The organism is Paenibacillus tritici (genome assembly GCF_018207515.1).
GTDB lineage: Bacteria > Bacillota > Bacilli > Paenibacillales > Paenibacillaceae > Paenibacillus_AQ > Paenibacillus_AQ tritici.
On record NZ_CP073365.1, the window covers coordinates 4,046,488 to 4,072,523 of the forward strand.

At 47.6% G+C, this 26,036-nt stretch carries 18 protein-coding genes; all 18 read left to right on the plus strand.

All coding sequences use genetic code 11. The features are described from left to right. Positions 1-4: 4 nt before the first annotated feature. Positions 5-859 carry a 3-hydroxyacyl-CoA dehydrogenase family protein gene (locus tag KDC22_RS17300; protein WP_173137215.1) on the plus strand — a complete coding sequence of 285 codons (855 nt, stop codon included), beginning with the start codon at positions 5-7 and terminating at the stop codon, positions 857-859. A 26-nt stretch (positions 860-885) separates the two neighbouring features. Continuing rightward, positions 886-1,149: an acyl carrier protein gene (locus KDC22_RS17305; protein ID WP_246552702.1), complete on the plus strand. Its 264-nt coding sequence runs from the start codon at positions 886-888 to the stop codon at positions 1,147-1,149. After that, positions 1,142-2,296, plus strand: a complete 1,155-nt coding sequence (locus KDC22_RS17310) for an acyl-CoA dehydrogenase family protein (RefSeq protein ID WP_211719802.1) — start codon at positions 1,142-1,144, stop codon at positions 2,294-2,296. The genes KDC22_RS17305 and KDC22_RS17310 overlap by 8 nt, the downstream gene beginning before the upstream one ends. Positions 2,297-2,325: 29 nt before the next feature. Continuing rightward, positions 2,326-3,618 (plus strand): YncE family protein, encoded by a 1,293-nt coding sequence (locus tag KDC22_RS17315; RefSeq protein ID WP_211719803.1) that lies wholly within the window; start codon positions 2,326-2,328, stop codon positions 3,616-3,618. Positions 3,619-3,652: 34 nt separating this feature from the next. After that, on the plus strand, positions 3,653-5,035 hold the full coding sequence (locus KDC22_RS17320) for a hypothetical protein (RefSeq protein WP_211719804.1): 1,383 nt from the start codon (positions 3,653-3,655) through the stop codon (positions 5,033-5,035). Between the two features lie 16 nt (positions 5,036-5,051). Continuing rightward, the gene (locus KDC22_RS17325; RefSeq protein ID WP_211719805.1) at positions 5,052-6,050 is read left to right on the plus strand and encodes a U32 family peptidase; all 999 of its coding nucleotides are present in this window, start codon (positions 5,052-5,054) and stop codon (positions 6,048-6,050) included. Positions 6,051-6,068: 18 nt separating this feature from the next. Then, the gene (locus KDC22_RS17330; protein ID WP_211719806.1) at positions 6,069-7,598 is read left to right on the plus strand and encodes an amino acid adenylation domain-containing protein; all 1,530 of its coding nucleotides are present in this window, start codon (positions 6,069-6,071) and stop codon (positions 7,596-7,598) included. A 13-nt stretch (positions 7,599-7,611) separates the two neighbouring features. Next, entirely contained in the window at positions 7,612-9,021 is a 1,410-nt protein-coding gene (locus KDC22_RS17335) for a condensation domain-containing protein (protein ID WP_211719807.1), read from the plus strand. A gap of 37 nt (positions 9,022-9,058) precedes the next feature. After that, on the plus strand, positions 9,059-10,213 hold the full coding sequence (locus KDC22_RS17340; protein ID WP_173137201.1) for a U32 family peptidase: 1,155 nt from the start codon (positions 9,059-9,061) through the stop codon (positions 10,211-10,213). A 20-nt stretch (positions 10,214-10,233) separates the two neighbouring features. After that, positions 10,234-16,035, plus strand: coding sequence for a non-ribosomal peptide synthetase (locus tag KDC22_RS17345; RefSeq protein ID WP_211719808.1), 5,802 nt, complete (start codon positions 10,234-10,236; stop codon positions 16,033-16,035). Next, a complete protein-coding gene (locus KDC22_RS17350) occupies positions 16,028-19,528 on the plus strand; it encodes a condensation domain-containing protein (RefSeq protein ID WP_246553739.1) in 3,501 nt (1,166 codons plus the stop codon). Before KDC22_RS17345 ends, KDC22_RS17350 begins: the two co-directional genes overlap by 8 nt. 21 nt (positions 19,529-19,549) lie before the next feature. After that, entirely contained in the window at positions 19,550-19,804 is a 255-nt protein-coding gene (locus KDC22_RS17355) for a phosphopantetheine-binding protein (protein ID WP_173137195.1), read from the plus strand. Continuing rightward, positions 19,805-21,160 carry a radical SAM protein gene (locus KDC22_RS17360; RefSeq protein ID WP_173137193.1) on the plus strand — a complete coding sequence of 452 codons (1,356 nt, stop codon included), beginning with the start codon at positions 19,805-19,807 and terminating at the stop codon, positions 21,158-21,160. After that, positions 21,147-21,731, plus strand: coding sequence for a GNAT family N-acetyltransferase (locus KDC22_RS17365; RefSeq protein WP_211719810.1), 585 nt, complete (start codon positions 21,147-21,149; stop codon positions 21,729-21,731). Before KDC22_RS17360 ends, KDC22_RS17365 begins: the two co-directional genes overlap by 14 nt. Before the next feature lie 98 nt (positions 21,732-21,829). Next, complete coding sequence (locus KDC22_RS17370) at positions 21,830-23,260, plus strand: hypothetical protein (protein ID WP_211719811.1); 1,431 nt, start codon at positions 21,830-21,832, stop codon at positions 23,258-23,260. A 165-nt stretch (positions 23,261-23,425) separates the two neighbouring features. Continuing rightward, on the plus strand, positions 23,426-24,364 hold the full coding sequence (nikB, locus tag KDC22_RS17375; RefSeq protein ID WP_211719812.1) for a nickel ABC transporter permease: 939 nt from the start codon (positions 23,426-23,428) through the stop codon (positions 24,362-24,364). A gap of 23 nt (positions 24,365-24,387) precedes the next feature. Further along, positions 24,388-25,218 (plus strand): nickel transporter permease, encoded by an 831-nt coding sequence (nikC, locus tag KDC22_RS17380; protein ID WP_211719813.1) that lies wholly within the window; start codon positions 24,388-24,390, stop codon positions 25,216-25,218. Between the two features lie 11 nt (positions 25,219-25,229). Further along, positions 25,230-26,015 (plus strand): ABC transporter ATP-binding protein, encoded by a 786-nt coding sequence (locus KDC22_RS17385; RefSeq protein ID WP_211719814.1) that lies wholly within the window; start codon positions 25,230-25,232, stop codon positions 26,013-26,015. Positions 26,016-26,036: the final 21 nt, after the last annotated feature.

Consider the following 26,036-nt stretch of genomic DNA (forward strand, 5'->3'; position numbering starts at 1 on the left):
AAGAATGAACATTACTAGCGTGGGAGTTATCGGAGGGGGAGTCATGGGCAGGAGCATCGCTGTTGATCTGTTGTTCCATGGATTCCAGGTTGTACTCGTTGATTTGTCCGGGGAGATTCTTGATGCTGCCTTTCAGGAGATTATGCGCAATATACGGTTCTCAGCTTTGGTGAAAAAATCACTTCCTCTTATTAATCCGGAGGAGGCTGCTCAGAATATACAGCTTACTACTGTGCTTTCCGAGGTTGGACAGTGCGATTTCATCATAGAGAATGTAACCGAGGATTGGGCTGTCAAGGAGGGGATTTACAGGAAGCTGGATGAGATTTGCCGGCCCGAGGTGTGCTTTGGAGTCAATACTTCTTGTATTTCAATTACGAAGGTTGGGAGTGTGACCGGACGCAGCGGACAAGTTATCGGCATGCACTTTATGAATCCGGCTGTGTTGAAGCCGTCTATTGAAGTCATTAAGGGCTATTATACCAGCGAAGCAACGATTCAACTCGTTAATCAATTTCTGGCGCTAATGGAGAAAGAAGCAATCATTGTTGAGGATTTGCCAGGATTCGTATCCAACCGGGTCTCTCATTTGTTTATGAATGAGGCAGCTTTTGTCGTAATGGATCAAGTCGCTTCACCTGAAGCGGTAGACCGAATATTTAAGCAGTGCTACGGGCATAAGATGGGCCCTCTTGAAACCGCCGATTTAATCGGAATTGATACCGTTGTTAAATCTCTTGATGTGCTTTATGAGAGCTATCAGGATTCCAAATTCCGCTGCTGTCCGATGTTGAGGAAAATGGTGGATGCAGGACGTTTAGGAAAGAAGTCAGGCCAAGGCTTTTATGTATACGGCTAAATCATGCAGAAGAGGAGAAATGGACTATGACTCATGAAATGACCAGCTATGAGGAGACGATCAGCAGCTTCATTCTTAAACATATCAATCAATCGGAACTGGATTATGATTTGCGTATATTTGAGGAAGGACTTGTTAATTCACTGTTTGCTATTGAATTAATGACCTTTCTGGAAAAAAGCTTCAAGATCAAAATCAGGATTGTGGATTTGGATATGGAACACTTTCAATCCGTCCATTCCATCGCTGCCTTTGTAAATAACAAACAGGCGGAAGTTCACCATGCATAACTCACTGACGGAGACTCAAATGGAGCGGTATAAGGAATTTCAGGATTTCGCCACTAGTCTGGTGGAACCTTATGCCAACCAATGGGATATCGACGAGGCCTTATCCCCGGACATCATTGCGGAATGTGCAGCCAGAGGATATATGGGAGGCATGATTCCCCGGCAATACGGCGGGCAGGAATGGGATTGTGTGACCTATGGGCTGCTCAATGAAGCTGTAGGAAGAAGCAGTGCATCCCTTACGGCTCTATTTAATGTGCACACCATGGTTGCCCAGACGCTGCTTAAATGGGGGACCGAGCAGCAAAAGGAGAAGTGGATGGCCAGACTGGCGGAGGGTTCGATACTGGGGGCTTTTGCCTTGACCGAGCCCGGAGCGGGAAGCGATATTCAGGGAATAACCTCGGAATATAAGCCCGAAGGTGACGGATTTGTCCTTAATGGAACCAAGCGATGGATTACATGCGGAGGATTGGCCGACATTTTCATCGTGTTCGGCAAACTGAACGGCAAGCCGACTGCCTGTATCGTGGAGCGCGCACAGCCGGGGGTTACTGTTATTCCTGTGAATAATATGCTTGGCTTCAAGGCAGGCCATCTTGCAGTGCTCGAATTCCGCAATTGTATCGTACCGAGAGACAATATGATCGGACATGAAGGTATTGCTTTTAATTATATTGCTCCCTATGCGCTGGAATTTGGCAGGATTAGTGTTGCCTGGGCAGCTGTCGGATTGCTGAGGGGGTGTCTGGAGAACAGCGGAGCCCATGCACTCAGAAGAAGAACCTTTGACCGCTTTCTGGCCGAGCATAGCATTATCAGCAAATATATTACTGACATGGGAGTCGAGCTGGAAGCCGCTAAGCTGCTATGCCTGGATGCCTGCCGGTTGAAGGATGAAGGGCTGCCTGAAGCTACCGAAAGGATTATGGCGGCCAAATACTATGCTTCTGCTGCTTCCGCCAGACACTCGGCCCACGCCGTCCAGATTATGGGGGCGATAGGATGTAATGAACATTTCTCTGTATCCAGGTACTACCGTGATTCCAAGACCTTTGAAATTATCGAAGGAAGTAGCGAGATCAGCCAGATGATTCTGGGAAAAAGCTATGCGCGCAAAGCCAAAAAACTCAAACGACTTAACTGAAGAGAAGAATACGATCCCGGAGGCTGATTATGTCCATTGAACAATACCGGACCCACTATGCGAGAGGCATTTTAAATGAAACCTATAACAGCAGAGACAGTCTCAGCCGCTACATGCATGTCTCTGACGTAGACCAGGCCAGATTTGTTATTTACGGAACGAACACACATGCCAAATATTATGCCGCTTTATCCAGTAAATTGCTGTATCCCAAGATTGAGCTGTTTGTCAGTGAAGAAGAGGGGGTGGAGGAGGACGGGAAAAAGCTGCGCGGCTTTGAAGTTATCTCTGTCGGCCGCTTCGCCAATTATATCGAACAGTATGGGGAGCATCTGAAAGTCATTGTATTTTCCGACCAATATCCCGAAGCAGTTAAGCGTCTGCAGGAAATGGGGCTGGACCCACTAAAGCAGCTATTTGACGGAAGATATATTTTTGATCTGAAGGAACTGGATAACGGTTATGTCTCTGAAAGCGATAATGTCAATAAGGTTATCTTAACCGTTGAGTCGTTCCGGTCGAACAAGGGCGGACTATTCGTATACGATACTGCATCATCATCATATACCAAGCATCTTAGCGGTGATTTCAGGACTCTTCTGAGATATAAGGACGGATATTTAGCCATGGAGGATAACAACGGCATGCTGTATCTTAATTCTGATTATGAGATTGAGCGGACAGTAGCTTTGCCGGATGCCGACCTCCATGGCATGGATATTCATAGATCTGGGGGATCGGACTACGCTTATATTATTGAGACAGCATGGGACCGTATTGCAGTGTATGACCTGGAGAGCGGAAAGCGGGTAGAACAGATCGAAGTAGGAAAGAGCATTGTGAACAGTACTCCGGGGATGTTGCATATCAGCGATATTCTGATAGACAACGAACGCATTCTGATCGCCATGGCCTCCCGGAGCGGAATGTTTACCAGGGGTGCCTTCAAGGACGACGGCGCTATTCTAGGAATGGATATGCACGACTATATTGTGGATGAGGTGTATGCCGAACAGCTGAATACCCCTCATTCCTTAATTAAGATTGGTAAAGATATTTTATTCTGTGATTCGGCAAAAGGAATGGTCTACTGTAATAAGCAGGTACTGACCCAATTCAACGGATTTGTCCGGGGGCTGCATTTTAATGGTTACGGCCTGTATGTCGGCCAGAATGTCCCGCGGCATTTACCATATTTGCTTCAAATTTCCCCCAATTATTCAAATGATACCGGGATTCACACATTCGTGCCGTCCCGGCGGGTATCTGGCTTTCAAAAGCTCCCGTTCTGTGGTCAGATCTATAGCATCCTTACAGAATAAACCGGACTGAAAGAGATATATAACTCAGTTCATATTGGAGGCGATGTACAAGATGAGACTGGAATTTCAAGAGATTCCGCCGCTTATGGCTATCGGATTTATTGAAGGTCAAGATTATCGGATTCTGAAAATCTGCGGAGACGAGATTACTTTTGAAAGCGACGAACAGATCGAGGATGTGGATGTGCTTGAGGTATCTATCTTTAATCTGACCCGTAGTGAATATCAGGCATTCCGTTTCACGGATTGTGAGCTTCTCCAGTTGAAGCAGCGGGAATTTTCTTGCACCTACACCCTTAAGGTGGATATAGGCCAGCATGAAGATTTCCCTTATTATTCAGGCATTTTGCGCCAACTGGCGGAATTCCCGCAGACAGCATCCGGGCCGGTTCAAAGCAGGCTGGGATCACTTGACTTTTTGCGCAATACGCAAATGTACGACTATGAAAAGGATTCCGATTTCCATGAAAGCTATGAGCTTCAATTAGCGGAATGGTTTGGTCCGGCCAGCAGAACAACAATAGAATCCGGCCGGCATTCACTGGATGACTACGAGCTTGCTTTGGCCATTAATAACACCCGGTTATATAAGCAAGTGGCCCAGTATGGCTACAAGGCGTTGATACAAAGCGAGCTGGAAAGGCTTGGTCTGGACAAACATTGGCTTGTATCACAGCCGCTGACTAGGGTCTATATCGGTAATGACTACTGTCCTCATCTCTGCCCTGATGAAGAGATCCTTTGTGTTCTGCTTGCAGAAGCCCTGAGTGCAGAATTAGACGTTACGATCGTGCTTCCCTCATTGACTGAGGCTCAATTAGAGCCTGTACAACGCTTGCTGGACAATTTGAACGAATGGTGTTCTTCGGCGGGCAAGACTGTGGAAGTCACCGTTAATGACTGGAGTCTCTTTTTACTGCTTGAACCTTATAGGCAGACTATAACTCCGGTTCTCGGCAAACTTCTCAATAAGATCAAAAAAGATCCGAGAACACAGCTTATGTTCGGCTATGAGCGACATAAGGAAAAAATGCAAGAGAACAATGTGAGCGCACCGCATTATTCGGCCTTTTTAAACAAATGGGGGATCACCCGATTTGAATTTGAAGCGCATGGGACCAGTAATCGCATCCCCGAAGGGACGCACAGTCTGCATTTTCCCTATTACCAGATCAATACCTCTGCTTTTTGTCCGCTTTATGCTGAGTGTGTTCATTTCAACATCTACAAGCAGAAGCTGGTGGAGCATTGTCCGCAATTTTGCGGAGAACTATGCAAGCTATACCCGAAGCATGTGAATATGATTGGCCGGGGCAATAGCGTTTTCGGGTTCGACGGGACACTGCTGACGGAGCCGGATGTGCTGGATCAATATGTGGCAAACGGGATCGACAGACTAGTATTTTCGGTGGAATAGGAAGGAGGGAGCAAGCTTGAAGATTGTAGCCCCGTTATCGAATGCCGATAGCTATGAAGCATTGGTTCAGGCAGGCGCGGATGAATTTTTCTGCGGCATAGTGCCCTATGAATGGTTGAAGAGGTACAGTAATGTCCTGCCGCTAAACCGCAGAGAAACGCTGATCGTGTCCTATAACATTGGTACGTACAGTTCTATGCGAATTATTGGAAAGATGGTTCAGCACTACCAGGTTCCTGTGAAAATTACGTTTAACTCCCATTATTATTTGAAGGAGCATTATCCGCTGATTCTCGATATTATTGAACGCCTGATGGATATGGGCTTCACTACATTTATCATCGGAGATCCTGCGCTTGTTCTGTACTTGCGGGAAAAGGAAGTCAAATGCGACATCCATATCAGCAGCGAACTTGAAGTAATCAACAACGTCAGCATGAAGTTCTTTAACCAATTCGATGTCAGCCGTTTTATTTTTCCGAGAAAAACGACGGTGGACAATATGATGAGCTGCATTACCAACAGTTCCATGCAAGGGATGGAGTATGAAGCGTTTATCATGAATGCTTTTTGTCTTTATTCAGGATCTTTTTGTAACAGTGTGCACAGTGATGAATTTGTCTCTAGCTGCAATATCCCGAGCCGGATAGCGCGGTTTAATTACAGCCAGCAGCGGTTTGCCAAGGTGGATCGCTTTTATAATCTGAAAAACAGAGTTAAAAATCTCCCTCCCGAGCATCCGGCAGAACATTGCAATGAGCAGCAAATGATTAAAGACAGCTTTGGCAAGGACGGTTGCGGTGTATGCAAGGTCAAGGAACTGCGGCAGATTGGTATTACTCATCTGAAGGTGGTTGGCCGGGGGTATTCGGTTAAATACTTGGCCAATGACATTGCTAACCTTAAACAAATCATTGAAATGTCCGGGCACTCCGTAAATGATCCTGATTTCAGTCAAACCATCAAGGAGAGCTTTATCGCCAAGCGTTGTCCGGATGTCTGCTACTATCCATAGGAAAGGAGGGAGGGGACAATGATTGAACGTCCTGAAGAAGCGTTGACTGTTCAAGAATTGTTTCGCAGGCAAGCGGCAAGGACGCCGGAACGGCAGGCTGTTCAGTTGGGGGATGAATCACTGACGTACAGACAGCTTGATGAGAAATCTGATGGTCTGGCTGCCCGGTTAAGAAGCAAAGGGGCAGGAAGCAATACTATAGTGGGCATCTTGTGTGACCGTTCTTTTGAAATGCTCATTGGAATATATGGCATTCTGAAGGCAGGAGGAGCCTACCTCCCGATCCCCCCCACCCTTCCCGAGGCCAGAATCCGTTTTATGCTTGAAGAGAGCGGAGCTATCCTGCTGCTGGCCCGGAAGCCATATATCAATCCGCATTTATTTGGCGGTGAGCAGCTTAATCTGGATGATCCGGAGCTATATCTTTACACAGAGGACACGGCAACTCAGGAATACCATTCCTCAGACCTGGCCTATGTCATTTATACCTCGGGTTCAACCGGAACTCCCAAAGGGGTGATGATTGAGCATGGTTCTCTGACCAACCGCCTGAATTGGATGCAGGCCGCTTATCCCATAGATGAGAATGACACGATACTCCATAAGACTCCCTTCGGATTTGATGTGTCCGTCTGGGAACTTCTGTGGTGGGGCATTTCCGGAGCAAAAGTTTGCCTGCTGGAGCCGGGCTATGAGAAGTTTCCGCAGACTATTGTTGAGGCGGTCAGCAGGTACAATATTACCGTCATTCACTTTGTACCCTCCATGCTGAACGTATTCCTGAAATACGTGGCCGGTGCCGGGGAACTTGACAGATTGGCGGCTCTTAGATTTGTATTTGCCAGCGGGGAGGCACTGCCTCCGTCCAGTGTTCAACTATTCAACGAGCTTTTGAATCAGCGCAGCCGCACAAGGCTGATTAATTTATATGGTCCGACAGAGGCCACGATTGATGTGACCTATTATGATTGTCCGGAAGAAGGCCCTATTCAGAAAGTACCGATTGGCAAGCCGATTACCCGCACTGACATTCTGATTGTCAAGCAAGGACAACTGCAGCCGGACGGCGAGCCGGGAGAAATCTGCATTACAGGCGACAACTTGGCGAGAGGATATATCAATCGGCCTGAACTCACATCGGAGGTTTTTGTCCAAGGACCCACAAGCCGGATGTACAGGACCGGGGACTTGGGACGCAAACTGCCGGATGGCAATATTGAATATATGGGGCGGCTGGATCATCAGGTGAAAATCAACGGACAACGGATCGAGCTTGGGGAGATTGAGGCTGTTATCCGCCAAAGTCATCCAGGTGCCGAGTGTGCAGTAATATTCAGACCAGTCTCTGACATAGCGGCTGATATTGTCGCCTGCATTGTTTCCGGAGAAGAATTGTCGCTGGCTGGGTTAAAAGCGGAGCTGAAGCCGTTCTTGCCGGATTATATGCTGCCAAGCAAGCTGTTTCAGCTAGACAGGATGCCATTGACCGCCAATGGCAAATTGGACCGGGCTATCTTGGCGGAGCTGGCGCAATACACAACTGCATAATGGGAGAGTAGCTATGAACAAGCTTCGCAGAGACAATGTTGAAGATATTTTGCCGCTGACCCCGATGCAGAAGGGGATGCTGATTCATTATCTGAAGCAGCCTGCAAGCAATATATACTTTGAGCAGATGAGCCTGGAGGTAACGGGGGACCTGCATATCTCCTTGTTTGAACAGGCCTGGCATAAGGTAGTCGCATTAAATGAAATGCTGCGTACGACGTTCCGTTGGGAGCTGATCGAGAATCCTGTACAGATTATTTTGAAGGATGCTTCCCCGGTGATTGAGTTTGTTGATCTCGCGCAGGACGGTGAAGCCTCCTCATGTGAAGTAGAGAGGCTGATACTCGCGGATCGCAGCAGAAGGGTGGAGCTGACGGATGTTCCCTTTCGAATTGTAGTGTGCAAGACCAATGAGCAGCGGTATCTCGTGATTCTCAACAATCATCATATTCTCTATGACGGATGGAGCACAGGTGTTTTGCTGAAGGAATTTTTCGGGATATATAATGAGCTCTACCATGGCAGAACGCCCGATTTACCCTGCAAAAACAAGTACAAAGCCTTCGTAAGCAGCTTGAACAGAAGAAATGTGCAGGCAGAGCATGACTACTGGCAGACATACTTACAAGGGTTTCGTAAATACAGAAGTCCTGCGGAACAGAATCCAAAACCAAAGACAGAAGCGGAAAAAACAATTAATAATTTCCTTGTTCCAGCTTCAACTTTTGGCCTGGCAGAGATAGAAATCTTCCTTAAGAAGTATCAAATCACACTTGCAGTCTTGATGTATACGGCCTGGGGGATTCTGCTGTATAAATACAATGCTGAGCAGGATATTGTATTCGGCACCACCGTGTCGGGCAGGAAGCCGGATTTGAAGCAGGTAGAGAACATGGTTGGATTGTTCATTAATACCTTGCCGTTACGGATGAACATTACACCTGAAGAAAGGCTGCTTGCTCTGCTGGATCAAGTCATGCACATGCTGCAGGATAGAGAAGGGTTCGAGTATGTCTCTCTAGCTGATCTCAAGACGTACTGCGGAAGCGGAAATGACCTGTTTCATTCGATGGTGGTCCTGGAAAATTATCCGGTGGATCTTGCAGCTATTTGTGGCAATGATGCGCTCAGGGTAAATTCCTATTCCATGCTCATCCAGGCTGAATATGATCTGGTGTTTAATATCTCTGTGCTTCACGGAATCGAGCTTACCCTCAGCTATAACAGCAGCAGGTACACGGGAACGGAAATAGAAGATATGGGCTTGCATTTGAATAGGGTGCTGCAGCATATTTTGTCCGCGTCCAACGAAAATGAGTTGAAGGTAAGGCAGATTGAGCTTATGGAAGCCGGAGAAAAAGAAAGCATGTTAACTGTTCTAAACAGCGAGCGATTAAATTTGCTTGTTGAGTTCGATATTTAGGTTGAGTCATGTCTTCCACCAAAGGAGAAGTGAGCCCATGGAATACTATAGCGTTCCCTCTGATTTCAAAATGGAAACCATTGACCGGTACGCGCAAATGAATGAGGAATATGCTCATGCAAAGGTACTGGAGACTTACGGAAATATTACGGTTAATAATGAACTGGCCTCAGGTAGAGCCGTTAGCCAGCTGCCCCGGATCGACCTGCTGGATTTACGGAGATACATCGAATATTCCAATGCCAAAAATATAGACTTTAATTATACGATTAATGCCATTTATTTAAATAATAAAGAGTTCACAAGAGAAGGAGTACAGGAGATCCGGAGCTTCCTTGCTGATTTGTATCAGGCAGGGGTTCGCTCCATTACCGCAGCTTTACCTTCGCTGGTAGAAATTATAAAGTCGTCCGGATATGATTTTGCAGTCAAGTCTTCTACACTATGTCAAATTACGAATGCGAATAAAGCAAGCTTTTACCGGGATATGGGTGTCGACAGAATTGTTGTGGACGAATCCATTAACCGCAACTTCGGCAGCTTGCGGGAGATCGTGAAGACCTTCGGGGATAAGGTGGAAGTCATAATCAATCCGATTTGTCTGAAGGACTGCGTGTATCGTATGTTTCATTATAATCAGATAGGCGGAGATTCTACCGGATCGGCCAGCGAAATTAGTGTGAACTATTATGAACACCGGTGTGTACTTCAGAGGTATAGAGACATTGGGAATTTGTTGAAAATCTCCTGGGTGCGGCCCGAAGACATTCCTTATTACACTTCTGTCGGTATTCATTATTTCAAGCTGCAGGGCCGGCACTTGGTTATGAAGGGTGACCCCGTAAGAACTTTGAAATGCTATTTTGACCGAAGCTATGATGGAGATTTGATGGATATTATCAACATGTTCCATTCAATCAACCATTTCAAAATTTTACTGGACAATAAAAAATTAGAGGGCTTTATCAAGCCTTTTTATGAGAAGGATCATTTCTGCCAGAAGAGCTGTGAATCGTGCAGCTACTGTACCAACTACTCTAAAAAGATTATCGACTACGATAAGGCAACCGAAGTCGTTCAAATGGCACAGACCTTCTACCATGAATACGACAAATTCAATGGATTGATAGAGTCCTGCAGTTCAGAGGAAGAGGAGATGAAACGTACCGTAGAGGTTGACTTTGATCTCTAGGGCAAAAGGAGAGTAAGAAGATGACTATTAACCGATTAGCTTCCATTGAAGTGTTTGATGAGGCCAGACAATATTGGCATACGAAGCTGGATGGATGCTGCCCCGAAGCTGAGTTTGTGCTGTCAGGCCTTCGTACTGGAGAAGCATTCTCCAGAGATCACAATGAGATCGTGCAGTTGGACGAAGAAGTATGTGAAAAGTTGAACAAAATGAGCAAAGGTAACGACTTGTCGCTCTATGTCTTATTGCTGGCTGCTTTTAAAGCGCTGCTTGTACGCTATATGGGAAGCGAAGATATTCTAATCGTGTCGCCCACTCTAAAAGACAGCGGCCAAAATTATAACAAGGCGGTGCTGCTGCATGACAAGCTCCGGCCGGAAGCAACTTTCAGAAGTATACTGATGCAGGTAAAGCAGACGGTAATCGACGGTTATGCAAATCAGTTCTATCCTGTGAGCAAGCTTCTGGAGGAGCTGAAACTTTACAGCAATGAACACGTGTTCCAATATGGATTCAGCTATGAAGCCATTCATCTGCCGAACTCGGATGAGTTCAATAGATGCTCGTTAAGAATAACTTTTCGGAAGACTGGAAACAGGCTTGAATACAATGTCAACTACAACCCCGAAAAAGTGGACGCCGCCCAGATTAGCAGAATGCTCATCGCCTACAAGTCTGTTCTGAGTCAGGTACTGATGAACACTGAGATGTCCATTGATGATGCAACCGTGATGGATGCCGGGGAAAAAGAAAAGCTCCTTTATACTTTTCAAGGCGAGACTGTACCGGTCCCTGAAACTGCGACTATAACGGGTCTGTTTGAGCAGCAGGCACGGAAAACTCCGGATCATACAGCGGTCCGCATACAGGGGACAGAGCAATCAGATTCCTGCTATGAGGAATTGACCTATGCGGAACTGGACAGGCAAGCTGACCAGCTGGCATTCCTGCTGCTTAAGAAGGGAGTGAATCAGAACAGTATTGTGGGGGTCATGGTCTCACCATCCCGCTGGCTGGCTGTCTCCTTGCTCGCAATCGGAAAGGCCGGCGCTGCCTACTTGCCTATTGATCCGGAGTATCCGAAGGAACGAATTCTGTACATGATAGAAGACAGCGGGGTCGGGCTGGTTCTGGGCGATGAAGCGGCCGGGTATTTACTAGGAATGGAGAGCTTGCCCCAGGTTGAATATCTGCCCCTTAATGAAATTCCGCATGTGATTAAGGACCTACGCATAGAGGAGCACGGTAGAGGGATGGAGGCGCCTGGACCTGCAGATTTGGCTTATGTCATCTATACATCGGGAACCACGGGGAATCCAAAGGGAACCCTGATCGAGCATAGAAATGTGGTCAACACGCTTCTTTTTCGCAAGAAGGCTTACCATCTGGGTCCTCAGGACGTTACTTTGCAATTGTTCTCTTGTGCCTTTGACGGATTTGTCGCCAGCTTCTTTACGCCTCTGATTTCCGGGGCCAGCGTGATTATTCTGGGCGGGGACGGGAACCGGGACATGAACCGTATAAGGGAAGCCATTGTTGCGGGCGGTGTAACTCATTTCATTTGTGTACCTATGCTGCTTGAGTCAATGCTTGAGCACATCAGGCAGGAGGACTTGGTCACCCTACAGACAATTGTACTGGCCGGTGACAAAGTTTCCCCTGCACTTGTCAGCAAAGTTAAAGGCATCGGAAACGGGGTGGAGCTGGCAATTGAATATGGGGTGACCGAATGTTCCGTATTGTCCGCAGTGCACAGAAATCAACAGGAGGAAGAGGCGGTCCGAATCGGCAGACCCATTGATAACACCTCCATTCTGATTGTGGACAAGCGGGGAAATCTTCAGCCGATAGGCATGTACGGTGAGCTGTATATGATAGGTTCAGGCGTCTCTTCCCGGGGTTATCTCGGTAAGGAGAACTTGACCCGCGAGAAGTTCAGCGAGCAGTCCTATATACCAGGCGGAGGCAATCTGTACAAAACAGGTGATTTAGGAAGGTGGCTGCCGGACGGAACCATTGAGCTGGCAGGCCGGCTTGATCATCAAGTCAAGATCAGAGGCTACCGGATCGAGCCGGCTGAAATTGAAAGGGCGCTACTGCGGCATACCGAAATTAAGCAAGCTGTAGTTCTAAGCGGGACGGGCGGAAGTTACGCCCCGGAACAGGCTTTGCATGCGTACTATGTGCTGCAGCGCCCCGGAACTACGACTGCAGATTCGGAGCTCCGGGCGTATTTACGCAGTTGCTTGCCGGAATATATGGTACCGGCCTATTTTATTGAGCTGGATGAAATAGCACTGACGCCTAACGGCAAGGTGGATACCTCAGCCTTATTGCGGACTGAACGGATCGCTGCTAAGCATATTCCTCCTCAGGGACAGGTCGAGCAAGCATTGGCTGCCATTTGGGCAGATATTTTGGAAATCCCCATACAGCAGATTAGCCGGGATTCCAATTTTTTCGAGCTGGGCGGTCATTCCTTAAAGCTTACGGCACTGACTGCAAAAGTCTATAAGCAGATGCAGGCCAAGCTGTCTATCAGCGAACTTTTTGAAAAGCTCACGATTCAGGAACAGGCGGACTGCGTAAAAAGCGCCCTGAAAATGGAATATACCCCTATTGAAAGAGTAAGGGAACAGAATCATTATCCGCTGTCCTCAGCCCAGGCCAGATTGTACTTTCTGCATCAGCTGCAGCCTGACAGCACCGTGTACAATTTAAGCGCTGTACTGACGATGGAAGGAGATGTTCACAAGGAACATATGGAAGATGTGTTCCGGCGGTTAATCCAGCGACATGAAGCCTTCCGGACCTCCTTCCACCTTATCGAAGGGGAGTACGGACAGTGTATTCATACAGAGGTTCCTTTTTCACTGCCGCTGCTCTCCTGCGGCAGTGATGAAGAAGACCTGGAAGCCATCATCTCAGATTTCATACAGCCCTTCGACCTTGCCGAGGCCCCACTGCTGAGAGCAGGGCTCATTCGGCAGACCGGCAGCAGGGTGCAGCTTGTGGTTAACCTTCACCATATCATTGCAGATGGAGTATCTCTTCAAATTCTGATTGAAGAATTCATGGCTTTATATTCAGGCAGCGACCTTCCTGAGATCAGAGTAAGCTATAAAGATTATGTGAACTGGCTGGAGCTGAACAAGCAGGAGCTTGAAAAAGACAGAGCGTATTGGACAAATCTGTTCCAGGGAGAAATCCCTGTGCTGGAGCTGCCGCTGGATTATCCGAGACCGGGGATCAACCGGTTCGCAGGCAGCACCTTAAGCTTCACCATTCCGGTTGATATTGCAGCTTCAGTGAAAAAACTGGCAATCGCAGAGAATGTCTCTATATTCATGGTTCTGCTGACTGTTTATTTTATGTTGCTTAACAGACTTACTGGCCAGAAGAACATTGTTGTCGGGAGTCCTATTGCAGGCCGCAAGCACGATGATCTTGCTAATGTAATCGGGATGTTCGTAAATACCTTGGCGCTCAAAGGGGAAGTATCGTCTGCGGTTACTTTCAAAGAGCTTCTTCGCCAAGTAAGAGAAACGACCTTGAAGGCTTATGAGCATCAGGATTATCCGTATCAGGAGCTGATTGAGCATGTGGGCGCCGTCAGAACTTTAAACCGTAATCCTTTATTTGACACTATGTTTATGGTTCAAAATACGGATATACCGGAGCTTCGGCTTCCTAACCTGAACATAACCCCTAATAGCTATCAAAGGGATACAGCAAAGTTTGACTTGACCTTGCAATGTACGGAGGTAAACGGGACATTATGCTTTGAATTTGAATACGCAACAGCCTTATTCAAGGCTTCCACAGTGGAAAGATTCGCTGATTATTACCAGCGCCTGCTTGCGGATGCGCTGAGACGTCCCGGTTGTTCCGTCGTGGAGCTTAAGCTGTTGTCTGAAGAAGAGACGGAGCGTATGCTTGTTCAATTTAATCACACTGCTGAAGTGTATCCCCGGGACAGCAGTATCATCCAGCTGATAGAAGGCCAGGTTGGGCGTACTCCTGACGCTGTTGCAGTCCATTGCGGTGACAGCAGCATTACTTACAAGGAGCTGAATGAACGCTCCAACCGGCTGGCCCGGCTTCTTCAGCGGAAAGGAGCCGGCGGACATGTTGTAGCCTTGCTTGCTGAGCGCTCTATTGGGGCTGTGGTTGCTATACTGGCTGTGCTGAAGGCGGGGGCGGCCTATGTACCGATCGACCCGCAATATCCGGCAGCCAGACAACAATACATTTCGCAAGACAGCGGGGCTGTATTGCTGCTGGCTCAAGAAGCAGCAATACGGAATAAGGAAGATCTCATGCTAACCTTTTCCGAAGAAGATATTCTCATTATTGAGAAAGATAGGCTGTATCTGAGCTATGACAGTGCAGATCTAGGAATAGCTATTGGTGTGGAGGATACTGCCTATATTATTTACACTTCCGGGTCAACCGGACAACCCAAAGGGGTTGAAATCAGTCATAGAGGTTTGACTAACTATGCTTGCTGGGCTTCCAGACAATATGTTAGGGGGGAGCAGCTACATTTTGCCTTGTTCACTTCCCTGTCCTTTGATTTGACCGTCACCTCGTTGTTTGTGCCGTTGATCAACGGCAATGCAATTATCATGTTTAACGGCAGGAACGAACAACTGCTTGACGATGTAATGAGCTGCGACAAAGTGGGAGCCGTGAAGCTGACTCCTTCTCATTTAAAGCTGTTACACGGTAAGAAGCACAGCCATTCTGCCATTAAGAGGTTCATTGTGGGTGGAGAGAGCCTTTCAGCCGCATTGGCTGATGAAATATGGCGGCTTTATGGAGGCCGGGCGGAAATCTTCAATGAGTACGGTCCAACTGAAGCAACGGTTGGCTGCATGCACTATTTATTTGACCCTGCCAGAATGACAGGGGCGTCCGTTCCGATAGGACAGCCTGCTGGAAATACTAGCGTATACCTGCTGGATAAGTGCCTGCAGCCCGTTCCGGAAGGAGTGTCCGGAGAAATGTACATTGCCGGAGACGGGTTAGCCAAAGGATATACTGGAAATCAAAAACTTACAGCCGAAAGGTTTGTAGACAATCCTTTTGCAGTCGGAACAAAAATGTATAAGACAGGTGACACAGCCAGGATGGCGGATGGTGAAATGATCTATCTGGGGCGGGAAGATCAGCAGCTCAAAGTCCGCGGATACCGGATCGAACCGGGCGAAGTGGAAGGAGTACTCTCTTCCTTTCCTATAGTTAAGGAGACGGTGGTTGATGTAATTGACCTAAACAACGCCAATGGCGACAAGCAATTAATTGCCTATGCAGTGTCTTCCCAGCAACTCGATACTGCTGAACTTCGGCGTTACGCTGCTGAACATCTGCCTGACCACATGGTTCCTGCCTATGTATTACAGGTTGACAGTATTCCGCTTACGGTCAACGGCAAGCTGGATAAGGAACGGCTGCCCCGTCCTGATCGGTATTTGCTCCAGCCGAAATCGAAATATATCCGGCCGGCCTCCGGGGTAGAGGAGCAAATTGCGGCCATATGGATGGAGATTCTGCAGCTGGATAGTGTCGGAGCCGATGATCAATTTTTTGAGCTGGGCGGGAATTCTATGCTTCTCCTAAAAATGAAGAGCCGTTTGGAGCAAGAGTTCCGGCGGGATATCCCGGTAGCGGATTTATTCGCTCATCCAACAATTAGCCATCTGGCGAGGTATTTAAGCAATAAAGCTTCCTCTCTGGAGGCGTGTGACCCTGACATCGAAGCAGGGATTGAATTAATGCAGGATACCATTTATAACTTGGCCGGTGATCACAATGCCTAATATCCCGCAATCCAATGCATATACAGGACTGGAGATCGCGGTAATCGGCATGGCGGGAAGATTTCCGGGAGCCGCAGATCTGGAGGAATATTGGAATAATCTCGTGAATGGAAAAGAGTCGATCTCCTTTTTTACCGAAGAGGAGCTGCGACAAGCTGGCTGGGACGAAGAAACGTTAAGCAGCCCTGGATATGTTCCGGCAAGAGGTGTAGTCAGCGGCCTGGAATACTTCGACTCCAATTTTTTCGGCTATAATCCGCTTGAGGCAGACATAATGGACCCGCAGATTCGATTTCTTCATGAATGTGCTTGGCATGCGCTGGAGGATGCAGGCTATAATCCGCATTCCTACGCCGGGAATATCGGAATTTGCGTCGGAGCCTCCGCCAATTTCAATTGGGAGGCCCATGCTTATATGGATGAGCGTTTTGATCACTCGCTTTATCCTTATATCAATGTTCAGTTCTTGGCCACTCTTTTGGCCTACAAACTGGATTTGAAGGGGCCAGCATACGTGGTCAACACTGCTTGTTCCACTACTCTGACTGCTATCCATCAAGCCTGCAGAGCAATCCTGACGGGTGAGTGCCGGATGATGCTGGCCGGAGGCGTGTCCATCACGGCCCCGCTTAAGCAAGGCTACACTTACGACGAGGGAATGATTATGGCTCCGGACGGACATTGCCGGTCTTTTGACGATGAGGCACAAGGAACCGTCGGCGGCAGTGGTGCTGGAGTAGTTGTGCTTAAGCGATTAAAGGATGCATTGACAGACGGTGACAATATTCATGCGGTAATCAAGGGCAGTGCCATGAATAATGACGGTAGCAAAAAGGTAGGCTATACGGCTCCAAGTGTAGAGGCTCAAGCCCTTGCTGTCAGGCAGGCACTAAAGGTTGCTAGAGTTATGCCGGAGAGTCTTTGTTATGTGGAGGCTCACGGTACAGGTACGGTGCTTGGCGATCCGACGGAAATCCAGGCTTTAACACAAGCCTTCGATTCAAAAGCAAAACAGTTCTGCGGAATCGGTTCGGTTAAGAGCAATATCGGACATTTGGACGCTGCCTCCGGCATAGCGGGCTTTATAAAAACCGTGTTGATTTTGAAGCACAGCCGGATTCCGCCTACGCTTCATTTCGAATGTCCGAATCAGCACATTGATTTTGTTAACAGCCCCTTCTATGTCACGGATGAATGCACCGAGCTGGAACGCGGGCCGCTGCCGCTGCGGGCAGGAGTAAATGCACTGGGAATTGGGGGCACTAACGTGCATATCGTACTGGAGCAGGCCCCCTTTGACAGCCATTGTACAGAGACGGGACATAGCCCGTATATACTGCCACTCTCGGCATTAACAGAGAAGACACTCTCAAGAATGGTTGATCAGCTTGAGACTTATCTGGACGGACACCCGAATATTTCGCTGCATGCTGCGGCTTATACCCTGCAGGAGGGAAGGAAGCATTGGACACACCGGTGCATGCTGCTGTGTGAGAGAACAGCAGACGGGTCCCGGATTAATGTTCGGCGGCTGTATCCCTCAGATACAGACGCAGACATATGGCCCGGCGATAGCTTCCTTCAAGAAATAGTTATCCTTTGGCTGCAAGGCCGGGAGGTGAATTGGGAGCTTCTATACAGGGATAAACCAGGAAACCGGATTTCATTGCCTGTCTATTCTTTTGAGCGGGAGGCGTACAACACCAGAGTCATTCTTCTCAAGAATCGGATCAGGTCCGGGAATGATTGTGATTCATTGCCTGCTGCTAAGGAGAAGCCCCGGCTAGACCTAGGTTCGGATTATCATCGGTCGGCGTTAAGCGCGCCGTTTGAGCCGCCGGTTACCGAGTTTCAGCAGTTGTCGGCTGAGGTGCTCTCGGAGCTTACCGGAATCCGGTGTATTGGAATTCATGATAACTTCTATGAATTGTCCATCGACTCTATCAAAGCGATCCGTTTGGCATCCAAGCTGCATAAAGCCGGCTTCAAGGTGGGGGTACAGCAAGTAATGAGCTATCCTACCATTGCTGCTCTGGAAGAACAGACTGCCCATAGCACCAGGCAGTATTCAGAGATGAAGGAACAGAAAACACAATCCAATTTCGTTATAGAACAGGATCAGCGCTTGAGCAGCGAGGTGATTAACGGAATTAAGGAGCGTTATCCTGAGGCCGAAGCGGTATATCCGCTTTCACCGATGCAGAATTTAATTCTCGCCCAGAATATTGCGGCTTATAAAAAAGGTAATGATGTGTTTGCCCTCGTGTTCAAGATAACGGGCGAAATGGATGCGGCAATGTTCTGCAGGGCATGGGAGGAGATGGTCAAGCGGCATCCGATATTAAGAACAGCTTTTGTCTGGCGTAGGGTGCCTGAACCGCTTCAGGTTGTCTACGGGCAAGCAACTCCCGACATCAAACAATTCGACTGGTCCTGCTTAACTGCCGAAGAGCAGCAATTGGCTGTACAGGCCTATATTGCAGAAGAGCGGAGCAGAGGCTTTAAGGTAACAGAGGCACCGTTAATGCGGGGATGTCTGGCTAGAACCGATAGGCTCAACCACCATTTTATCTGGACTTTTCAGCACTCGCTCATTGACGGCTGGAGTATGCATTTAATCATTAATGAGCTGCTGATAGCTTACAAGGCTCTCATGAATCAAAGTGCAATTGGTCTTGACAAAAGCAAATCTTTCCATAGCTATATTGAATGGCTTCAACAGCAGGATCAAGAGCAGGCAAGACAATTCTGGCAGGAGGAATTTGCCGGGTTCGCTCCAGTAAGACCGCTAACTGATGGTATGAAGAGAAAAGAAATGTCTGATTTCAATATCGTAACGCAGGAGCTGGTGCTGCCTGAAGCGTTCATGGAGGAGGCCGGCGCTTTCTCAAGAAGAAACGGCCTGACGTTAAATACGTTGGTTCAAACAGCCTGGGGAGTACTGATAAGCCATACAACGGGCAACAACGATGTCATTATTGGTGTGGAAACGTCCGGCAGATCTGAAGGGCTAGAAGGGATTGAAGGCATGGCAGGGCTATTCATTACTGTTGTTCCGGTAAGGATCACTATCCCCCCGGCAGCAGTCTGTACCGAATGGATGAAGCAGTTTCAGACCCGGCAGCTAACGATGCGTTCTTATGAGTATGCTACAACCCAACAAATCTCAAAGTGGTCTGACGTAGCGATGGATCTGCTCCAGCAGGCGATCTATGAACGGACACTTGTATTTCAGAATATTCCTATGGAACTCGAGGAGAAGGAATATGAGGGCATTCGCATGAGTATTGAGGGCCGCGTTTCACAAATCAATATTCCTCTGAGAATATACGTAACCCCGGCGAGTACGCTAACTCTGTTGATCTGCTATAACGAGAGCCAGTATTCATACAAATCTGTGAAAGAGCTATTGAATCAAATGGCCCATCTTCTACAAACCATCATCCGTCACAAACACCTTGATTTCAATGAATTACTGAAGGCAATAAACTAAAATACCTCCCGGAGGTGCAGCATGCTGCAAACGATAAATGAAACGGTATTGTTGATTCTTAAAAGAAATCTGGAACTCGACGAAGGGGATAGCCTGGAGCTTGATGACGATCTGCTGCTGCTTGGTATCAACTCGATCAACTTCATCCGAATCGTAGTGGACTTTGAAACGGAATTCGGATTTGAATTTGGTGAAGAAGAGCTCGATTATAACCTGTTCAGAACGGCGGGTAAACTAATCGAATATATCGAAAACAAGCTGGAGGGGGTAGCATAGATGGGGAATGTAATCATCACCAATTCCTGCAATTTGAACTGTCCATTCTGTTTTGCAACAGAAACCAAAAGCAATGAGGAGGTTAAATTTCAGCATATGTCGTTGGATGAGTTCCGCAGCATATTGAAATTTGATCATAATCTAGTTACCAATCTGTGCGGAGGCGAACCGACAACCCACCCCAAATTCACCGAGATGCTGGAGGAGCTTCTTTCGGTCCGGGGAAAATATATTAATGTTTTGACGAATGGAACGTGGTCTGACAAGGTTCGTGAATACATTGCCGGGCTGCCCTTCGAGAAGTCGAAGCGCATTGTCTATCTGTTTAATGTGCTGCATCCGGATATGTACACAGAGAGGCAGAAGAACAGACTGTATGCCGCTTTGAGAGCAGTTAACCCCGAAACGGCCTTTATTGGTTTTACCATTTATAAGTATCCTTTTGATTATTCTTATATCTTAGAGATGGCCCGCACCTTCGGAATCAAGAGAATAAGGTACAGTATCGCCGCTCCCAATATCCATGATTCTGCTGCTTTTCAGATTGATCCCTCACAAGATTTCCGGGAGTTGGCAGATGTGGTTTATGACTTTATTATGGATGCCCGGGCGCTAGGACTTGAGGTCAATCCCGACTGCGGATCGTTGCCGCCCTGCGCATATACTAAGGAGCAGTTGGCCGATCTGATGCTGGTTAAACCCGGTCTGAAATTTAACTGCAGCGCAGTGGTGGATATTGCCCAAGGCGGTGAAGCATGGAGATGCTACAGCCTCTATTCCATTATGAAGGCGAACACCAAGGATTTTTCCGGTATTCAAGACCTCACTGATTACTTCAATCGCCGAACCCGGCTACTGGCAGACATTGATATTCTCGATGAATGCAGGGATTGTGAGCATAAGCGCAGCGGATTATGTTATGGCGGCTGCTTGTCCTATCATGTAATCGCTGCGTGGAAAAAGGATCGGGAATACAGCTTTTTCCCTATAGATAATGATCTTGAACTTCTTGCCTCCATTCCCCACCTGGATTACAATGTATTGAATCTATGGAAAAAAAGTGCGGATGAAACGATTGTGTATGTACGACGGGATCAGCAGCTTCAGACTAAAACATTGCGGAATGACCCTGTATTTCTGGCGTTTATTAAAGCATGCAACGGCAAGACTGCTGTGAAGGATATTATTGAGGAATTGGCGGATTATTTCGACAATGGTGAAGAAGCTGCTGCGGAGGTAATGGCAATGGCTCGGCTGCTATTTGATCATTACTCGCTACATCTGGAGACGGCATTGGCTTCGCCGCTGCAGCCGCATATCAGTGCAAAAAGGAGAGAAGCGCATGAAGTATTATAAGAAATTAATTGGAGAGAAGTGTTACTTAACCTCTGTTGCTTCAGACGATGCAGAATCCTGGACCTGCTGGTTCAATGATCTGGAGGTGACGGTGCCGCTTGGAAATGAAGCTTATATTCCAACGTCTCTGGACAAGGAGCGTGAAGGTATCGAGCATGCTCTCAAATCCGGAGCGCATATGTTCAGTATTGTGGACCTGCAGAGCGACATTGCCATTGGACGCTGTCTGCTGTTTGACGTCAACCTAATCGACCGGAATGCCAAGCTAGGTATTTTTATCGGCAACAAGGAATTTTGGGGAAAAGGATTTGGCTCTGACGCACTGAGACTTCTTTTGGATTACGGGTTCAATTTGCTGAACTTGAATAACATTATGCTGGGAGCGTTCGCTTTTAATGAAAGAGCTATTCAATGCTATAAAAAGGTTGGGTTTAAAGAGATTGGCAGAAGAAGACAGGCCCGCATTATCGGAGGAGTAAAGTATGATTCCGTTCTCATGGATATGTTGGCTGAGGAATTCGAGTCTATATTTGTGAAGCCTATCATCACAAGCTCGTCGGCCGGCCATTAGGAATAAGGCGGCGGTATCCGGGAGGTATTCCAGGGCTGCCGCTCTTTTTAATTAATTGGAATCGTTTTCTAATTCTTGAGAAAGTGGAGGGGCCGAGCATGAGTATAGTCACACTCCCTGTCGCCAAGCCTATGATTACCTGCTATCCTTACTTCTCCAATCTTTTATCGGTTATTCAGAATCATGCTTGCACCTACCCTTGGGTACTCGATCAATTCTTAAGCCTGGAGATGCCCGCCGATCCTCTCGATATGCGGTTGTCTTTTCACACCTCGCTATTCTGGAAGTCTTGTCCGTTCGTCCATTATGAGCGTCTTGACCGCCAATGGGTTACAAGAAAGTGGAACTCTGCAGCAGAATTTGTTATGGAATGCCTGAATAACGGCAAGTATGTCTACATGCTCGTTAATCATAGCCACATCGGATTTTCGAATCATTCCGGGCGTCACGATTTGTTCATATACGGGTATCATTTAGAGGAGAAAAAGCTGTATGTGGCCGATAATTTCAAGGATGGCAGATACTCCTTAGAGGAATTGGAATTTGCTGCTTTTGAACTGGCATTTGAACAGTTATCCCCTCAGGATGATTGGCTGAACGGAATTGAGCTGATTGCTTACCGTGAGCGCCTTCACTGGTTTGATCCCAGGGTCATTAAGCGCAAACTGATTCAGTACCGGGACAGCTATAACTTCTGTGAAGCTCAGCGAATTGCTTCAGAATACTATAAAATTAACGGTTCCTTTGGATTGGCGGTCTACGATAAGCTACTATATCATCTGGACCTGCTGCAGCAGGGCAAATCAACATTCGATGTTCGTCCCTTTCATGTTATATATGAACATAAACAAGTGCTTGAAGCGTTAACAAAATACATGGGGAAGCAGGGACACCTGCCTTTTTTACCTGAATTGACAGAGCAATGCGCCCGGTTAACGGCGATTGCACTGTCAGTTCGTAATCTCTACTTAAAGAGCGTGGTGACTGCAAGCATTCTGCGTTTGCCTGATCTGAAGGATAAGATCGCTGAACTGAGAGCTATGGAGACTGTAGTGCTGAACAAGCTCATTGAACAGATCCGGACTGAAGAATGGATAGAGCCCGGTAATTTGGCTGAGCACTCCTCTATTAATGCCTCAAGTATAAGTTTATACCTGCAGTATTCTCCTGCACAGCTCAGCAACCCGGATATCGAATACCCGTATTACAGTCCATCTGCTCCCGAATTCCCACTGGATCTTAGTTTTGCATGGGAGCAGCCTCAATCCGTCCGCCGGATTTTGATCAAAACGAGATTTGGGCAATCTATTGGTGTGACAGATTACGAAATCTATGGACTGCAGGCGGGGGAGTGGCTCCTGCTTGCTGAAAGGCACTGTACGAATTATCAATATAATAACTATGTAGTGGAGACGATTCAGATCCATCTGGATGCTCCATTTCGAACAACTAAGATACGGTTTAAGATTCTGAAAGCCAATACGGCCTGGAACAGATTCGAGATCAATTGGATAGGTATCTACGAATGATAGAAACAGTTGTTAGCCATAAGTTTGTAAAATCAAAACCCATCCCCGATTCTATAATTGGGGGTGGGTTTTCTATTTCTCGCTGAATTGAAATAAATAATTTTACCCTTTCAATTTAAAACATTTATGCTATAATCGTAATTATTACGATTAAAACATTTGGAGATGAGGCCCATACTACGCTATTTGTTGCAACGTTTGTTACAGCTTTTCCCCGTGCTGCTAGGCATCTCTGGTATTACCTTTGCGCTGATGCGCTTAACACCTGGTGATCCGGCAGAGATTATGCTGCGTGCTGACGGTATTAAACCTACTTATGAAGCTATTGAGGCGACCAGACATGCAATGGGTCTGGATGGTCCTGTACATATGCAATATTTTCATTGGTTATACCGGGTGCTTCATCTCGATCTGGGCCACTCTTACAGCAGCAGCCGCCCGGTGTTCACAGAGCTGATGAACCGCTCTCCGGCAACAGTGCTGCTAACTGGCTGTTCCGTATTGGCCGCTGTTCTTATTGCCTTACCTATGGGTATCGGGTCTGCACTATATCCGGGCAGATTGCTTGACCGAATGGGGAGAGTCTGTGCACTGCTTAGTGTCTCGATGCCAGGCTACTGGTTAAGTCTGCTCCTGATTTATTATGGTGCAGTCAAGCTGAGGGTATTTCCTGTCATGGGAATGGACGGGGTGTCCAGTGTTATTCTACCAGCGCTTACCCTTGGATTTGGAATGGCGGGGGTCTATATCCGTCTGATTCGTTCAAGCCTGCTGGACGTTCTAAGGATGCCCTACATCAAAGCAGCAAGAGCCAAGGGACTACAGGAATGGATAATTATAACGATTCATGCACTCCGCAATGCACTGCTTCCAAGTCTCACACTCCTTGGGGTTAACATCGCAGGGTTACTCGGCGGTTCCGTGATCGTGGAAACTATCTTTTCCTGGCCGGGAATCGGGAAGTATGCTATCGAAGCTATTTTTGCCAAAGACTATATTGTCATTCAGGGGTACGTATTATGGATGGCTGTTGTCGTTGTCCTGATTAACTTGACAGTAGACTGGTTACATCTGCTGCTGGACCCGCGAATCAGGCTGCGGTGACGCTGTTGAAGGAGCGGAGTGTCATGTTTAGGACTGGCCTATTTAAGAATAACGGAGCAAAGCTGGGAGCGGGCATCGTACTTGTGTTCATCATTGCGGGGCTCTTTGCACCTTGGCTGTCACCTTCCGATCCGCTGCAAATTCACATGGAGCATAAGCTGAGTCTGCCTTCCTGGCAATATCCGCTTGGGACGGATCACCTGGGACGCTGTGTTCTATCCCGCTTAATCTATGGGACAAGGACCTCCCTGTATTATTCGTTCATCGTGCTGGCCATTGTTTTTGCGATTAGCATCCCTGTCGGCCTACTGGCTGGTTACGCAGGCGGTAAGATTGATCATTTGATGATGCGGATTACGGACATCTTACTTGCCTTTCCCAGCTTAATTCTGTCCCTTGCCATTACAGCCATGTTAGGCCCCAGTATGAAGAATCTGTTAATCGCATTTGCAGCCGTCTGGTGGACGGGGTATGCCAGAGTCATCCGCAGCATGGTGCTTCAAATCAAGGAAAGAGGATATATTACCGCTGCGAAGGCGTCAGGCACTTCCCATGTACACATTATTCTCCGGCATATTCTGCTGAACGCAGCCCGGCCTATTCTGGTGCTGGCTTCCATGGAGGTGGGTACGATTATGCTGTCCATTGCGGGCTTGTCCTTTTTGGGTCTGGGTGCTCAGCCGCCTACGCCGGAATGGGGAATTATGCTGAACGACAGCCGGGCCTATATGCAAACCGAGCCGCGGCTGATGCTCTACCCGGGAATGGTAATCATGGTTGCGGTTCTGGGCTTTAATCTGCTGGGAGAAGGCTTACGCCGATCTGCGCATGATTTCAATTCTGAAGGAAAGTGAGGGGCCAGAATATGAGAACAGAGCCGCCACTGCTGAAGGTCAGTCATCTATGCACCAGCTTCCATACAGGAAGTGGGCAAGTCAGGGCTGTTGAAGATGTAAGTATCGAAGTGAATTCCCGGCAGATTGTTGCTCTGGTGGGCGAGAGCGGCAGCGGGAAAAGTGTGACGGCGATGTCCATTTTAGGATTATTAGATCCTCCGGGAGCTATAGATAGTGGGGAAATCTGGCTGGGAGGCACCAATCTTCGTGAGTGCACCAGCCGCCAGTTAAGGAAGCTCCGGGGAACGGAAATGGCGGTGATCTTTCAAGATCCCATGAACGCGCTGAATCCGGTACTCTCGATCGGCAGGCAAATTATAGAGACGATTATTCTGCACCGCCGGGTTTCGAGACAAGAAGCGAGAGTACTGGCTATACAGCAGATGCAGCAGGCCGGTCTCGCCAATCCTGAACAGCTGCTGGGTAAATATCCTTTTCAAATTAGCGGCGGTATGTGTCAGCGGGTGATGATCGCAATCGCACTGGTCTCTGGTGCAGGTCTGCTTATTGCCGATGAGCCGACTACGGCACTCGATGTAACCATTCAAGCCCAGATTCTCAAGGAGCTGGACAGGATCAGATGGGCAAACGACGTCGGTATCCTGTTCATTACGCATGATCTCGGCGTTGTTGCGGAGCTCGCAGATTATGTGTATGTGATGAAATCCGGAAGGATTGTGGAATCGGGCAACGTCTTTGACATGTTTTCAAGTCCGGTGCATCCCTACACTAAATACTTAATGGATTGCAGATAACAACGGTAACATAACTATATT

Coding starts and splice junctions, on each gene's coding strand:
- KDC22_RS17300 (WP_173137215.1), top strand. CDS start 5: ATGAACATTACTAGCGTGGGAGTTATCGGAGGGGGAGTCATGGGCAGG.
- KDC22_RS17305 (WP_246552702.1), top strand. CDS start 886: ATGACTCATGAAATGACCAGCTATGAGGAGACGATCAGCAGCTTCATT.
- KDC22_RS17310 (WP_211719802.1), top strand. CDS start 1,142: ATGCATAACTCACTGACGGAGACTCAAATGGAGCGGTATAAGGAATTT.
- KDC22_RS17315 (WP_211719803.1), top strand. CDS start 2,326: ATGTCCATTGAACAATACCGGACCCACTATGCGAGAGGCATTTTAAAT.
- KDC22_RS17330 (WP_211719806.1), top strand. CDS start 6,069: ATGATTGAACGTCCTGAAGAAGCGTTGACTGTTCAAGAATTGTTTCGC.
- KDC22_RS17335 (WP_211719807.1), top strand. CDS start 7,612: ATGAACAAGCTTCGCAGAGACAATGTTGAAGATATTTTGCCGCTGACC.
- KDC22_RS17340 (WP_173137201.1), top strand. CDS start 9,059: ATGGAATACTATAGCGTTCCCTCTGATTTCAAAATGGAAACCATTGAC.
- KDC22_RS17345 (WP_211719808.1), top strand. CDS start 10,234: ATGACTATTAACCGATTAGCTTCCATTGAAGTGTTTGATGAGGCCAGA.
- KDC22_RS17350 (WP_246553739.1), top strand. CDS start 16,028: ATGCCTAATATCCCGCAATCCAATGCATATACAGGACTGGAGATCGCG.
- KDC22_RS17355 (WP_173137195.1), top strand. CDS start 19,550: ATGCTGCAAACGATAAATGAAACGGTATTGTTGATTCTTAAAAGAAAT.
- KDC22_RS17360 (WP_173137193.1), top strand. CDS start 19,805: ATGGGGAATGTAATCATCACCAATTCCTGCAATTTGAACTGTCCATTC.
- KDC22_RS17365 (WP_211719810.1), top strand. CDS start 21,147: ATGAAGTATTATAAGAAATTAATTGGAGAGAAGTGTTACTTAACCTCT.
- KDC22_RS17370 (WP_211719811.1), top strand. CDS start 21,830: ATGAGTATAGTCACACTCCCTGTCGCCAAGCCTATGATTACCTGCTAT.
- nikB (WP_211719812.1), top strand. CDS start 23,426: ATGAGGCCCATACTACGCTATTTGTTGCAACGTTTGTTACAGCTTTTC.
- nikC (WP_211719813.1), top strand. CDS start 24,388: ATGTTTAGGACTGGCCTATTTAAGAATAACGGAGCAAAGCTGGGAGCG.
- KDC22_RS17385 (WP_211719814.1), top strand. CDS start 25,230: ATGAGAACAGAGCCGCCACTGCTGAAGGTCAGTCATCTATGCACCAGC.